Here is a 13268-nt window from a genome sequence, read left to right as displayed (position 1 = left end):
GAGTTACGGATATATCCGCGTTTCGTAACACGAATCCTTTTGGTCATCTGCTGTCGTCGTAGCGGGCCACAGTGTGGCGCCTCGGCACAGAGCCGGGAATCGGATCGCACGCCCCACCTGACCGGTGGGGGTGCACGACCGTGAGGGGATTCATGTCTGTTTCTCGTACGGCGCTCCGCCTGCTCGCCACGTGTGTGGCTTCGGGCGCCCTCGTCGGTGCGGCCGCCCTGCCGTCCATGGCCGCAGGAAACCACGACCGCGACAACGGAAGGAGCTTCCCGCACAGCCGCCCCGCGGAGGGCAGGTTCGACCACGACTTCGACGGGCGCCTCGGTCACTTCGGCGACCGTTACCCGTACCGGGCCTGGCACCACCACGGCTGGTACAACAACCGGCACTGGGACCGGCGCCACGGCTGGGACCGGCACCACGGCTGGTACGGCGACCGTCCCCACTTCCCCGGCCGTCGCTGACGCGCCTCGGAGGTCGCGCTGTGCCGCGGAGGCCGACCGCCACTCTCTGACACCGCTGTCACAGCCGGTATGACCGCTGCGCCGAAGGGCCGAGGACCGCACGTGCGGTCTTCGGCCCTTCGGCCGTGAACCGCCGGCGCGCGACCTGCCGAACGGCCGTGATCGCCGCTCCCCGGTGATCGCGCGGTCAGCGCCTGGCGGCTCGGGCCAGCGCTTCCTCCGCCTGGGCGGCCAGAGCACCGACCAGACCGGCCGCGGACGGCTGGTCGTCGATGAGGTCGACCCCCTCGCCGGCCCACTGCGGCAGGGCCGGGATCTCGCGTCGCGCGACGGCGTCCTCGTACGCCTGCCGCGCATGCGGGGCAGCCGCGAGTTCCTCCTCCCGGCCCCGCCATGCGTCGAGGAAAGGGTGACCGAGGGTGCGCGCGGTGTACTTCGCCGGCCAGCGCGAACCACGGGCGATGTCCAGCACCCTGTTGCGCTCGGTGTCCTCCCCGCGGCCCTCGACGATCGCCCGGGCGGTCGCCGGGGCGACCAGGGCCTCGGTCGTGGCCTGGAAGCGGGTGCCGAGCAGTGCTCCGGCGGCCCCCAGCGCCAGGGCGGCCGCCACGCCCCGGCCGTCGGCGATCCCGCCCGCCGCAAGCACCGGCACCGGCGCCGCCAGGTCCGCCACGACGGGCACGAACGGCAGCGTGGACCGCCCGCGCCGGGCACCGTGCCCGCCGGCCTCGGTGCCCTGCGCCACGATCACGTCCGCACCGAGATCCACCGCTCTGCGGGCCTCCTCCAGGTCGGTGACCTGAAGGATCAGCGCCGTACCCGCGTTTCGGACACGCTCCGCGAACGGACCGGGGTCACCGAACGACAGCATCACCGCCGCCGGCCTCTGCTCCAGTGCCCACGCGATCGCGCCGTCGTCGATCGCCCACGTCTGGAAGCCGATGCCCCAGGGTTTTCCGGCGCACTCGCGGGCCAGGACGGGCAGTTCGCGTGCCAGCCACTCCCGGTCCCCGTTCCCGCTGCCCAGCAGTCCGAGCCCGCCGCCGCGCGAGACCGCCGCGGCCAGGGCACCGCCGGCGGACCCGCCCATCGGCGCCAGGGCGATCGGATGCTCCACACCGAACAGTTCCGTGAACGCCGTCGACAATCCCATGGCCGCAATCCTCACCCACGCGCGGTGCCGGTCGCAGTGCGATCGACGGACTCCTTCGCCCTGCGCACAGCGATACGCACGGATTGCGGACCGGCGGTGCCGGAGCCGCTCGGCGAACTTGGCCATCGGTCGGACGCCCTTGACGGCCCTGATGTCGGTGGGCGCAGCGCCCTCGCATGACACGATCCCGCCGAATCGATGTCTCACCGGAATCGTCCGGTCGCCGCTCGTGAACCGCGTGTGAGGTGGGCCACCTAACCATTGCCGACAGCGGAAACTTCGGCTTAACGTCCCCGCAATCCGTTGGAGCGGACGGGCGTCACCAGCCGGTTTCCGTTCGGCGGCGGCCCTCGGGCGCGGGCTCGGACCGGAGCCTCCTCCGTGCGGCGGGGCGTGCTCCACCGCGTGGTTCCCGGCAGCGCGCACCCCTGGCGGCGTGAGGAGTCGAGCCATGATTCTTTCCGGACGGGAACCTTCCAGATGTCGTAGCGCTGGGGTGACACCTCCTGGCCCGGCCGAGCCACCGGTTTCCCGCGGAAGCCTGCTCCCGGTCCGCTCACTTCCCGGAGCCGTCTTCGGCGCCGCCGTGGAGGTGGCCGCGATCGTCGCGGCACTGGCCCTCTACCCGTCCGGTCTTGGCGAGGGCGGGGAACACCGCGGGCCCGGATCCCGGCGGGCGGCGCCGTCGGACGGCGCCGTGGCCCTTCCGGCCGTCTCCGCCGACCGCCCGGTCCTGCTGGTCCACGGTCTGTTCAGCAACCGGGCGATCTTCCACGTCATGGGACGCGGCCTGCGGCAGGCGGGTTTTCGCCGGGTCGCCGTGCTGAACTACAGCTGGCTGAGCAACGACGTCCGCAGCGCCGCGCGGTTGCTGGCGGAGCAGGTGGAGCGGATCTGCGAGGACAGCGGGCACGAGCGTGTCCACGTGATCGGCCACAGTCTCGGCGGGGTGGTCGCCCGCTACTACGCGCAGCGCATGGGCGGCGACGCCCGCGTGCACACTCTGGTCACCCTGGGCGCCCCGCACCACGGCACGCTGGCCGCGGCCGTGCCTCTGCCGCTTCGGGCGATCCGGCAGCTCCGGCCGGGCAGCGACGTGCTCACGGAGCTCGCCGAGCCCGCTCCCGGCTGTCAGACCCGCTTCGTGGCATTCCACAGCGACCTCGACGAGCTGATCGTTCCCGCCGCCAACGCCCGGCTGGTCCACCCCGACCTGCGGATACGCAACGTCCCTGTGCGGGCCGTCGGCCACGTCTCGCTGCCGCTGCACGGCAGGGTCGTCGGTGAGGTCTGCCGCGTGCTCCGCGATGCGCGCGTCGCCGAGCCCCTGGCCGCGGCTTGAGCCGCGGCGACCCTGCGAACGACTGCCGCATGCCACTCTGGTGACGCGCGGAGGTTCCCGCGGTCAACCGCCAGGAGGGGTGAGCCGGATGACGACTGCCCGCGGTGGTGAGGTCGACCAGCTGATGGAGACGGTCGATCATCCGCAGAGGGAAGCGGTCGAGTACCTGCGCGCCGCGATCCTGCGGGCCGATCCGCTGATCACCGAGCAGGTGAAGTGGAAGGCGCCGAGCTTCTGCTACGGCGGTGTCGACCGGGTGACTTTCCAGTTGAGGTCCAGGGACGTCACTCGTCTTCCACCGGGGCGCGAAGGTGAAGGACGACGCCGCCTCGTTCACGTTCGACGACGACAGCGGCCTGATGCGGTGGCGTTCCGGCGACCGGGCTCTGGTGACCTTCAAGGACCTCGCCGAGGTCAAGGTGCAGGAGGCGGCGTTCATTGCGCTGGTCCGGCGGTGGGTCAGGGCGTGATGCAGGGCCTGATGCGGGCGGTTTCCGGGCCTGGTACGGGCTGCCTACGGGCCTGGTGCGGGCGGCATACGGGCCGGGTCCATCGGGTCCGGCACCCATTCGGTGCCGTTCCTGGGGGTCCGAGCCCCACGTAAATGGGTGTTGGACCCGATGGCGACGGCCCCCGGCGACGGGTGAAGGTGGAGTCAAACCCCCTTTCGACGGTCGTACCGGCGTGCGGCATGACGTTGCCGCCTGCCCGGGCACGGGTGCGGGCCGCGGCGCCCCTGAGAGGGGGAGAGAGCCGCGAGTCCGTCGAGTCACGAGAGGAGCCCGGCACGGATGGCGGCAGTGCCACGGCGACCTGGTCGCACGCGGGTTCCCGCCCGCACGGCCCGGACCGCCGACTGTGGCGCCTGCCCGCCGCCGCGTGCCGAGAGGAGCGCGTCATGCCCGGAACCGATGACAAGCTGCTCAGCGAGATCGCGGCTCGCGTGTACCGGGACGATCCCCGGTTCGCCCGCGCCCTCCGGGCCGGACGGCCCTGCCCGCCGCGCGAATACCGGCGCACCCGGGTCTGGCCGCTGTTCGCCCTCGCCCTGGTGGCGCTGGGCACCGGTGTCGCTCTGGCCCACGGGCTGCTGATCGTCACCGGCCTGGTCCTGGCCGGAATGGCCGCGGAACTGTGCGACCCCCAGCGCACCGCGCGCAGACAGCGGACTCCCCCACCCCGGTCCTGACCGCGACGGCCCGCCGGACGGCCGCACCACGGTGGACGGCCGGGACGGCGAGGAGCGGGACCGTGTGGTGCTCCGTCAGTGCCACCCGGCCGTCCTCACTCATGATCCGCCGGCTGTGTCACTCATGACCCGCAGACCATCCCGATCACGACCGGCCGACCCGCGCCTTGATCCGCAGACCATCCCGATCACGACCGGTGACCGTGCCCTGATCCGCAGACCGTCCCGATCAAGACCGGCCGACCCGTGTCCCGATCCGCAGACCGTCCCGATCAAGACCGGCCGACCCGTGTCCCGATCCGCAGACCGTCCCAATCAAGACCGGCCGACCGTGCCCTGATCCGCAGACCGTCCCAATCAAGACCGGCCGACCGTGCCCTGATCCGCAGACCGTCCCAATCAAGACCGGCCGACCGTGCCCTGATCGGTCACCGTCTCCTGGCCGCTCGCCGTCTCCTGCGGCCCGGATTCTGGTGCCCAGCCCTCGGCCGGTGCGCCGCCGGCCGGTGCGGTCCTGCCGAACAGGCCCGTCAGACGCCGCGCCACCGGTTCGGTGTAGCGAGCGGAGAGCGGGCCGAGAATGACGAGGATCAGCACGTACGCCGTGGCCAGCGGGCCCAGGTCGGGCTCGATCCCGGCGGTGACGGCGAGCCCGGCGATGACGATGGAGAACTCGCCCCGGGCGACCAGCGTGCCGCCCGCGCGCCAGCGTCCCTTGACGGAGATACCGGCCCGCTTGGCTGCCCAGTACCCGGTGGCGATCTTGGTCATCGCGGTGACGACGGCCAGGGCCAGCGCCGGCAGCAGCACCGGCGGAATGCTCTGGGGGTCGGTGTGCAGTCCGAAGAACACGAAGAACACCGCGGCGAACAGGTCACGCAGCGGGGCGAGGAGATTGTGCGCGCCCTCCGCCACCTCGCCGGACAGGGCGATGCCGACCAGGAACGCGCCCACGGCGGCCGAGACCTGCAACTGCTGTGCGAGCCCCGCGACCAGCAGGGTCAGGCCCAGCACGACCAGCAGCAGCTTCTCGGGGTCGTCGTTGGAGACGAAGCGCGAAATGTGCCGGCCGAACCGCACCGCCACCAGCAGCACCAGGGCGGCGACCCCGAGGGCGATGGCCAGCGTGACGCTGCCCGCCGCCAGGCCCGCGCCGGCCAGCAGGGCGGTGATGATCGGCAGGTACACGGCCATGGACAGGTCCTCGAGGACCAGGATGCTGAGGATCACCGGGGTCTCCCGGTTGCCCAGCCGTCCCAGATCGCCCAGGACCTTGGCGATCACACCGGACGAGGAGATCCAGGTCACCCCCGCGAGGACGACCGCTGCCACCGGTCCCCAGCCCAGCAGCAGCGCCATGGCGGCGCCGGGCAGGGCGTTGAGCGTGGCGTCGACGAGCCCCGCCGGGTACTGGGTCTTGAGGTTGGAGACCAGGTCACTGGCGGTGTACTCCAGCCCCAGCATGAGCAGCAGCAGAATGACGCCGATCTCGGCGCCGATGGCGACGAACTCCTCACTGGTGTCCAGCGGGAGCAGTCCGCCCTGGCCGAAGGCGAGTCCGGCCAGCAGATACAGGGGGATGGGCGAGAACTGGAAGCGCCCGGCGAACCGGCCCAGCAACCCCAGGCCCAGGATGATCGCGCCGAACTCGATCAGGAAGACCGCAGACGAATGCACGCGATCACTCCCGTCCGAGAATCGCAGCGGCGGCATCGGCGCCTTCGCGCGTGCCGATCACGATCAGCGTGTCCCCGCCCGCGAGCCGGAGGTCCGGCCCGGGGGACGGGATCGCCTCGGCCCGTCGCAGCACCGCCACGATCGACACACCGGTCTCGGTACGCATCCGGGTCTCGCCCAGCAGCCGTCCGTTCCAGTGCGAGGTCGCCGACAGTTCGACGCGCTCCGCGACCAGCCCCAACTCGGTCGTCGACAGGAGGTTGGGGCTGTGATGCGCCGGCATGAGCGCGTCGATGACGGCCGCCGCCTCCCCGGCGGTCAGCCGCACGGACAGAGCGCAGGCGTCGGGATCGTCCTCGCGGTACGCGCTCAGGGTCCGCGATCCGTCCCGGTGCGCGACCACGGACAGACGGCGCTGTTCTCGCGTGCTGAGGTCGTAGCGGACCCCGATTCCCGGCAACGGCGTACCACTCATGCGCGCAGCGCCCACAGTTGTTTCTCCCTGTCCGACTTGGCGGTTTCTTTAGGCAACCTTTAACGGCACCCTATCGAGTCGTGTCATGCGCAGGGAATTGCGGACGGTGTCAGCTGCGTCTCAATCGGGAGCGTCGGAGAGGGAATCCAGCGGGGGTGGAGCTGGTCATTCGGGCCAGTCGGAGTTCTTGATGACCTCGACGAAGTCGGTGCGCCGGAAGCCGGGTACGAAGTATGCCAGGACGTCGGCCTTGACGTTCCCGAAGGTCGTATCGGGGCGTTCCTCGACGCCTTCGGTGAAGGCGGCGAGGATCCGGTTCTTGAAATCCGGGCGCGGGTGCGCGGAGACGACCGCAGCGCGCTCCTCGTCGGAGACCGTGTGATAGCCGATGCCCAGGACGTCCAGTTCCACCCCGCGGGTCACCAGGGCGATCTCGGGTGCCATGTGCAGCGGGATCTCCGGGGTGGTGTGCAGGGCGATGCTCGCCCAGACACGGTCGGCCGGCTCGCCGGTGATGCCGTGGGCGTGCAGGAAGCGGCGGGCCTCGTCGGCGCCGTCGATCTCGAAGCGCTGGTCGGTGCGACGCATACGCTTCGTGAGCCCGAGGTCGTGGAACATCGCGCCCACGTAGAGCAGTTCGGGGTCGAAGTCGAGCCGCTGCTCCCGGCCGCGCAGCGATCCCCAGAGGAAGACCCGCCGGGAGTGGTGGAAGAGCAGCGGCGGGGCGACGTCGCGGACCAGTTCGGTCGCCTCCCGTACCAGGGTGGTGTCAGGGATCCGCACTCCTGCGATCACTTCGTTCATCGTTCGTCCGCCTTTCTCGCCCGGCCTTGCCCGGATCGGTGATCCGCCTCCAGGGTTCACCGGACGACGTAGGCTGGGCCATGTCATTACTGCCAGGAGAACCACGGATTCGGACATGACGCATCGGGTTGGCTTCGTCGTCTTCGAGGGGGTGACCATGCTCGATGTCAGCGGTCCGTCGGAGGTTCTCCATCAGGCGGGTCGGCTCGCCCCCGGCTATGAGCTGGTGCTGGTCTCTCCACGGGGCGGGACCGTCACCACCTCCGCCGGGCCGGCACTGACCGGCACGGTCCCGGCGGCCGACGCGGGCCCGGTCGACACGGTCGTGGTCGCCGGGGGCGATCAGCTGGCCCAGCAGCCGATCGAGGAGGATTTGCTGGCCGCGGCGGGCGCCCTCACCGCGCGGGCGCCACGGGTCGCCTCGGTGTGCACCGGCGCCTTCGTCCTGGCCGAACTGGGCCTGCTGGACGGCCGCCGCGCGACGACGCACTGGCGGCACGCGGCCGCGTTCGCCCGCCGCTACCCTCGTGTGCGCGTCGAACCGGACGCCATGCACATCCGCGACGGGCGGTACGTCACCTCCGCGGGCATCAGCGCGGGCATCGACCTGACGCTCGCCCTGGTGGAGGACGACCACGGCGCCGACGTGGCGAGGAACGTCGCGCGTGAACTGGTCGTCTTCATGCAACGTCCGGGCGGGCAGTCGCAGTTCTCCACGGCCATCACGACCCCGCCTCCCCGCGGTGACCTGCTCCGCCCGCTGATCGCGTCCGTGCTCGCCGATCCGGCCGCCGACCACAGCCTGCCCGCCATGGCCGCGTCCGTCGCCGTCAGCCCTCGGCATCTGGCCCGGCTGTTCCGCGCCGAGCTCGGCACCACGCCAGCACGCTGGGTCGAGCGGGTCCGCCTCGACCGCGCCCAGCAGTTGCTGCTCGAAGGCCACAGCGTGACCTCGGCCGCGCACCACAGCGGGCTCGGCACGGACGAGACCCTCCGCCGCGCCTTCGCCCGCCATCTGGGCACCACGCCGACCCACTACCGGAGGCGCTTCGCCACCACCCGCGAACAGCGGTAGTCCGCGTCAGGCGAGGACGCGGGCGAGGAAGTCGCGGATGTGCCCGGTGATGGCGTCGAGGTGGCTTTCCAGAGCGAAGTGCCCGGACTCGATCAGGTGGATCTCGGCATCGGGCAGGTCCCGGCCGAACGCCGTGGCGCCGTCGGGGCCGAAGATCTCGTCGTTGGCTCCCCAGACCGCCAGCAGCGGGACCCGGGAGTCGCGGAAGTACCGCTGGACCTCGGGGTAAAGGTCCACGTTGGAGGGGTAGTCGCGGAAGAGCCGGAGTGGGATCTCGTCGTTGCCCGGCCGGTCCAGCAGGGCCTGGTCGTGGACCCAGTTGTCGGGGCTGACCAGGGTGGGGTCGGCGACCCCGTTGACGTACTGCCAGCGTGTGACATCGGGCGTCAGGGCGCCTCGCATGGAGGCTTCGGTGGCCGGCCCGGGTGTCTTGGCGTAGGCGAAGACGCCGTCCCAGAAGGGCTTGACGAAGCCTTCCTCGTAGGCGTTGCCGTTCTGGGTGATGATCGCGGTGACGCGGTCCGGGGCCTGGAGGGCGAGACGCCAGCCGATGGGGGCGCCGTAGTCCTGCACGTACATCGCGAACCGGTCGACGCCCAGTTGCCGGAGCAGCCCTGAGGTGATCTCGGTGAGGGCGTCGAAGGTGTACGGGAAGTCCTGCGGGGAGGGCATCGCCGACTGGCCGAACCCGATGTGGTCGGGGGCGATCACGCGGTACCGGTCCGCGAGCGCCGGGATCAGGTGGCGGAACATGTGCGAGCTGGTCGGAAAGCCGTGCAGGAGCACGACCGGGGGCGCCTGGGGATCGCCGGCTTCCCGGTGGAAGACCTCGAGACCGTTGACGGTGGCCGTGCGGTGGTGGACTGCGTGGACCATGCCTCTCACCCGTCTCTCGAACATCAGTGGTGATGTATCCAGTCGAACACCTTCTACCTAACCAGTCAAGACGCTTTTACTGGTTAGGTCATGGCGGGGCAGCCGCCAGGCGGGCAGCAGACCGAGGGCGGTGAGTGCGGCCAGGGCCGGCAGGGCGGAACCCATCGCCGGAACGGCGGACCCGGTCGCGCCGGCCGCGACGGCGATACCGAGGGTCGGTCCGATGTTCATGGCGGTCTGCTTGAGCCCGCCGACAACCCCCGCGTACCCCGGCGGCGCGTCGCCGACGACGGTCCCGGTGGCGGTGACCATCACCGTGGCGAACCCGGCACCCATGACGGCGAAGGCCGCGCCCATGACCGTCCACGGACCGGTCGCGTCGAGCCGGGACAGCCCGGCGATGCCGGCCACGACGAGGCCCGTGCCGGCGATCGCGGTGCGCCGCGCACCGTACCGGCGCAGCGCGGCGTCCGCGACGGGTGAGCCGAGGACCATGAACACGGTCAGCGGCACGACGCGCAGACCGCAGGTGAGCGGATCGAGGCCAAGTCCGTCCTGGAGATGGAACGTGGCCCTGAACAGCGTGCCGAACAGGCCGGCGGACGTGACCAGCAGGATGGCCATCGAGGCCGTCACGGGTACGGACCGCGCCACGGCAGGCGGGACGATCGGGTGTGCGGCGCGCCGCTCGTGCCGGACGAGCAGCGCCACGACGCCTGCGACGGCGAGGAGTTCGAGCAGCGTCGGCGCCGCGGTCCACCCCCGCGCGGGCACACCGGTCAGGGCGTGCACCAGGACCACGAGCGCGATCGCGAGCAGGCCCGCACCGAGGAGGTTGAGCCGCGAGGAGTCGGCACGTTCGGGTGGCGGCGTCCGCACGGCGAGGACGAGAGCCGCGATGACGCACGCGACGGGCACGTTGATCCAGAACACGGCACGCCAGCCCCAGTGCGCCACGAGAACGCCGCCGAGAATGGGACCGGACCCCGCGGCGACCGCGATCGCACTGGTGCGGACGGCGATCGCCGTGCCGAGCCGTTCCGGGGGATGCATCAGCCGCAGCAGCGCCAGCGTCGCGGGTTGCAGGAGCGCCCCGAACCCGCCCTGCACCACGCGCAGGACCACCACCCAGCCGACGGTCGGCGCGAGCGCGATCCCGGCCGAGGCGGCCCCGAAACCGAGGACGCCGACGAACAGCAGGCGCGGATGTCCGTACCGGTCCCCGAGGCGCCCGGCGATCACGAGTAACGCGGCCACCGCGACCAGGTAGCCGGTGCTCGTCCACTGGATCCGGGCCATGCTCGCGCCGAGATCACGCTGGAGGCCGGGTTGCGCCACGAGCAGGATGGTCCCGTCCAGCGCGACGATCACCGCGCCGGCCACGCTGACCAGAAGCGCGAGCCGCCGTTGGAAGGGGGCGGTCACGACGTCACCGGGCCGAGGTGGGCGGCCAGAACGGCCGCGATGAGCCGGTCGCACTGATCGTCAGCGGGACCTCCGCCCAACGGCGTTTCCCCGAGGGCCAGTTGCAGGCTGCCCCAGGCCCACAGCTGGGCTGTTCCGTGCAGGTTCGACCACAGGGCGGCGGCAGTCACGGCAGGCGGCGGCGCTGTCTCGTCCGGCTCGTCGGCGCCCTGCGCGGCATCGCGCTCCGACCGGCACCGGGCGACGAGTTGGGTGATGCGCGCGAACAGCGGGAGGGTCGTCCGGCGCAGCCGGGGCCGGTCCGGTGCCTGCGGCCCGCTGTCGAGCAGATCGTGCCGGAACATCAGCTCGAACATGCCGCGGCACTCCAGCGCGTACCGGACGTACACCCGCGCGACGGCCTCCAACTGGGCGCGCGGCGTGGTCGCCCCGGCGATCGCGGCCTCGAACCGGGCGCCGAGGTCCTCGAAGCCGCGCAGGGCGATGGCGGACAGCAGCGCGTGGTGCGTGGGGAAGTAACGGCGCGGCGCCCCGTGCGACACCCCCGCTCGACGGGCCGTTTCCCGCAGGCCCACGGACGCGGAGCCCTCGGTGAGCACAAGATCCACCCCGGCATCGATCAGCCGCTCCCGCAGGGAGCCCTCTTCACTCATAGACACTGTCTACCAGCAGGCGTAGACAGTGTCTACTCGCCTTGGCCGGTCGAGGGCTGGTCGATGTGATTCGTGCGTGTAACCTGTCAAGCGAGCTGATTCGGTTAGGTGGTGCGATGGCGACCGAGCGGGAGCGGCAGGACGCGCTGCTGGAACTCCTCAACAGCACGCCGGTGGTCAACGGTGTCGTCCAGGACCGGCTGGCGGATCCGGAAGCGGCCAGGTCCTGGCAGCAGACCCACGGCGGCAGCGGAACCGAGGACGAGCTGCGCGGCCTCGTACAGGCGCGGGACGCCCTCCAGGACGTGGTGCGCGGTACCCGGCCCGCCACGTCGCTGGCCCCGCTCCTGAAGGGCGTCACCTCCCGCCCGCGCATGTCGCCCGCGGGGGTGTCGTGGGAGCTGGACACCCCTCCGGAGCGCCGGATGGCGGTGGAAGCGGTCCTGGCGTGGAGCGCGCTTGAGCGGACGATCCCAGGGCGGCTGCGGCCGTGCGCCAACCCCGAGTGCCGGCGCTTCCTCATCGACCGCAGCAAGACCAACAAGGCCCGCTGGTGCTCGATGGCCGTCTGCGGCAACCGTATGAAGGCACGGCGCCACTACCAGCGCACCCGCGACGCCGCCACCGAGTAACACCTGCTCGCCCGCGTGCCGAGCGGCTCGGATCCCGACGCCTGCCGCCTGCCGCCCGTCCGCGGCTTCTCTCGCGTGTCCCGGAGCGGTCCCACGTCCGCGCAGTGATTCGCCTCACATGCTGTCACAGCGGTCCCTCACGCGGTGTCTTGAGGCCGAACCCCTGGAAACGGAGGAGACACCATGGTGGAGAACACGGACGTCGTCGTGATCGGTGGCGGATACGCCGGCGTCATGGCCGCCAACCGCCTGACGCTGCGCGACGACGTGACGGTGACGCTGATCAACCCGCGCCCCACTTTCGTCCATCGGATCCGCCTGCACCAGCTGGTGGGCGGGACCGACGACGCCGTCGTCGACTACCGGGACGTCCTGGCCGACGGCGTCCGGCTGGTGGTCGGCTCCGCGACACGGATCGACGCGGCCACGCGCCGCGTGACGCTGGCGTCGGGCGGCGCGGTCGGCTACGACTACCTGATCTACGCGGTGGGCAGTGGCAGCGCCGACCCGCGCGTGCCCGGTGCGGCCGAGTTCGCCCACCCGATCGCCACCCTGGAGGAGGCGCAGCGGCTGCGGCCGATCGTCGACGCCGCCACCGCGACGGACACCGTGACGGTCGTCGGAGCGGGTCCCACCGGCATCGAGACCGCCGCCGAGCTGGCGGAGGCCGGCCGCACCGTGACCCTGGTCTGCGGTGGGGTGCTCGGCCCGTACCTGCACCCCCGGGGCCGACGCTCGGTGGCGGGGCGGCTGGCGGCGCTGGGCGTGACCGTGCTCGACGGTCCCGGCACGGAGGTGACGGCGGTGACCCGCGATGCCGTACAGCTCGGTGACGGCCGCGAGCTGCCGAGCCGGGTGACCGTCTGGACCGCCGGCTTCGGCGTGCCGGACCTGGCCGCGCGCAGTGGGCTGAGCACCGACGCCCTGGGCCGCCTGCTCACGGACGAGACGCTGACGAGCGTGGACGACGAGCGTGTCGTCGCGGCCGGGGACTCGGCGGCACCGTCGGACCTGCCGTTGCGGATGAGCTGCCAGGCCGCGATTCCTCTGGGCGCGCGGGCCGCCGACACGGTGCTCAGCCGGATCACGGGCGAGCGGCCCTCGGCCCTCAACCAGGTGTTCGCCGGCCAGTGCGTCAGCCTGGGCCGACGCGCAGGCATCTTCCAGTTCGCCCACAGGCACGATGTCGCGCTGTGGTTCCACATCGGCGGTCGCGCCGGCGCGAAGGTCAAGGAGTTCGTGTGCAGGGGCATCGTCAAGCACCTGGCCGACGAGGCGCGCAAGCCCGGTTCGTACGGCCTGCACCGCGTCTCGGGAGGCGCCAAGCGCCGGGAGCTGCTGGAGGGCCGGCGCGGCGAGGCGCCGGCCACCGGCGCACGGGCAGCCTAGCCAGGCACGTGTGGGCACCGAACAGGCCGGCCGGATCGTACGGCCACCGACGAAAGGGACCGTGCTGTGCACGCACGCTTGAATGCCCCCGTGACAAGGCCGTCC

The 13268-nt window shown here is 71.8% G+C and carries 14 protein-coding genes; 7 read left to right on the top strand and 7 right to left on the bottom strand.

The features are described from left to right. Positions 1-152: 152 nt before the first annotated feature. A complete protein-coding gene (locus ACWC91_RS25570) occupies positions 153-473 on the top strand; it encodes a hypothetical protein (protein ID WP_450640482.1) in 321 nt (106 codons plus the stop codon). A 187-nt stretch (positions 474-660) separates the two neighbouring features. Here ACWC91_RS25570 and ACWC91_RS25565 read toward each other — a convergent pair whose 3' ends face one another. Beyond that, positions 661-1626, bottom strand: coding sequence for a nitronate monooxygenase (locus ACWC91_RS25565; RefSeq protein WP_450640484.1), 966 nt, complete (start codon positions 1624-1626; stop codon positions 661-663). A gap of 592 nt (positions 1627-2218) precedes the next feature. Here ACWC91_RS25565 and ACWC91_RS25560 point away from each other — a divergent pair. From ACWC91_RS25560 to ACWC91_RS25550, 3 genes are all read left to right on the top strand, one after another. Further along, positions 2219-2968 carry an esterase/lipase family protein gene (locus ACWC91_RS25560; protein ID WP_450640485.1) on the top strand — a complete coding sequence of 250 codons (750 nt, stop codon included), beginning with the start codon at positions 2219-2221 and terminating at the stop codon, positions 2966-2968. A gap of 311 nt (positions 2969-3279) precedes the next feature. Further along, positions 3280-3438, top strand: coding sequence for a hypothetical protein (locus ACWC91_RS25555; protein WP_281154859.1), 159 nt, complete (start codon positions 3280-3282; stop codon positions 3436-3438). A gap of 428 nt (positions 3439-3866) precedes the next feature. Continuing rightward, on the top strand, positions 3867-4157 hold the full coding sequence (locus ACWC91_RS25550) for a DUF3040 domain-containing protein (RefSeq protein ID WP_225077164.1): 291 nt from the start codon (positions 3867-3869) through the stop codon (positions 4155-4157). A 399-nt stretch (positions 4158-4556) separates the two neighbouring features. Here ACWC91_RS25550 and ACWC91_RS25545 read toward each other — a convergent pair whose 3' ends face one another. From ACWC91_RS25545 to ACWC91_RS25535, 3 genes are all read right to left on the bottom strand, one after another. Continuing rightward, positions 4557-5834 carry a cation:proton antiporter gene (locus ACWC91_RS25545; protein ID WP_450640486.1) on the bottom strand — a complete coding sequence of 426 codons (1278 nt, stop codon included), beginning with the start codon at positions 5832-5834 and terminating at the stop codon, positions 4557-4559. A gap of 4 nt (positions 5835-5838) precedes the next feature. Beyond that, positions 5839-6309, bottom strand: coding sequence for a cation:proton antiporter regulatory subunit (locus ACWC91_RS25540; RefSeq protein ID WP_141367452.1), 471 nt, complete (start codon positions 6307-6309; stop codon positions 5839-5841). A 165-nt stretch (positions 6310-6474) separates the two neighbouring features. After that, complete coding sequence (locus tag ACWC91_RS25535; protein WP_281154861.1) at positions 6475-7113, bottom strand: HD domain-containing protein; 639 nt, start codon at positions 7111-7113, stop codon at positions 6475-6477. 115 nt (positions 7114-7228) lie between these two features. Between ACWC91_RS25535 and ACWC91_RS25530 the strand changes: the two genes are divergently transcribed. Further along, on the top strand, positions 7229-8188 hold the full coding sequence (locus tag ACWC91_RS25530) for a GlxA family transcriptional regulator (RefSeq protein WP_225077167.1): 960 nt from the start codon (positions 7229-7231) through the stop codon (positions 8186-8188). Between the two features lie 6 nt (positions 8189-8194). Here ACWC91_RS25530 and ACWC91_RS25525 read toward each other — a convergent pair whose 3' ends face one another. From ACWC91_RS25525 to ACWC91_RS25515, 3 genes are read right to left on the bottom strand one after another with little or no spacing between them, the layout of a single operon-like run. After that, positions 8195-9064: an alpha/beta fold hydrolase gene (locus ACWC91_RS25525; RefSeq protein ID WP_450640487.1), complete on the bottom strand. Its 870-nt coding sequence runs from the start codon at positions 9062-9064 to the stop codon at positions 8195-8197. 57 nt (positions 9065-9121) lie between these two features. After that, entirely contained in the window at positions 9122-10489 is a 1368-nt protein-coding gene (locus tag ACWC91_RS25520) for an MFS transporter (protein WP_450640489.1), read from the bottom strand. Further along, complete coding sequence (locus tag ACWC91_RS25515; RefSeq protein WP_225077170.1) at positions 10486-11142, bottom strand: TetR/AcrR family transcriptional regulator; 657 nt, start codon at positions 11140-11142, stop codon at positions 10486-10488. Before ACWC91_RS25515 ends, ACWC91_RS25520 begins: the two co-directional genes overlap by 4 nt. 116 nt (positions 11143-11258) lie before the next feature. Between ACWC91_RS25515 and ACWC91_RS25510 the strand changes: the two genes are divergently transcribed. Continuing rightward, complete coding sequence (locus ACWC91_RS25510) at positions 11259-11774, top strand: CGNR zinc finger domain-containing protein (protein ID WP_281154864.1); 516 nt, start codon at positions 11259-11261, stop codon at positions 11772-11774. Between the two features lie 183 nt (positions 11775-11957). After that, the gene (locus tag ACWC91_RS25505; protein WP_450640491.1) at positions 11958-13163 is read left to right on the top strand and encodes an NAD(P)/FAD-dependent oxidoreductase; all 1206 of its coding nucleotides are present in this window, start codon (positions 11958-11960) and stop codon (positions 13161-13163) included. Positions 13164-13268 lie beyond the last annotated feature (105 nt).

Source organism: Streptomyces sp. NPDC001204 (assembly GCF_053598035.1).
This window is presented reverse-complemented; position numbering and strand designations above follow the sequence as displayed.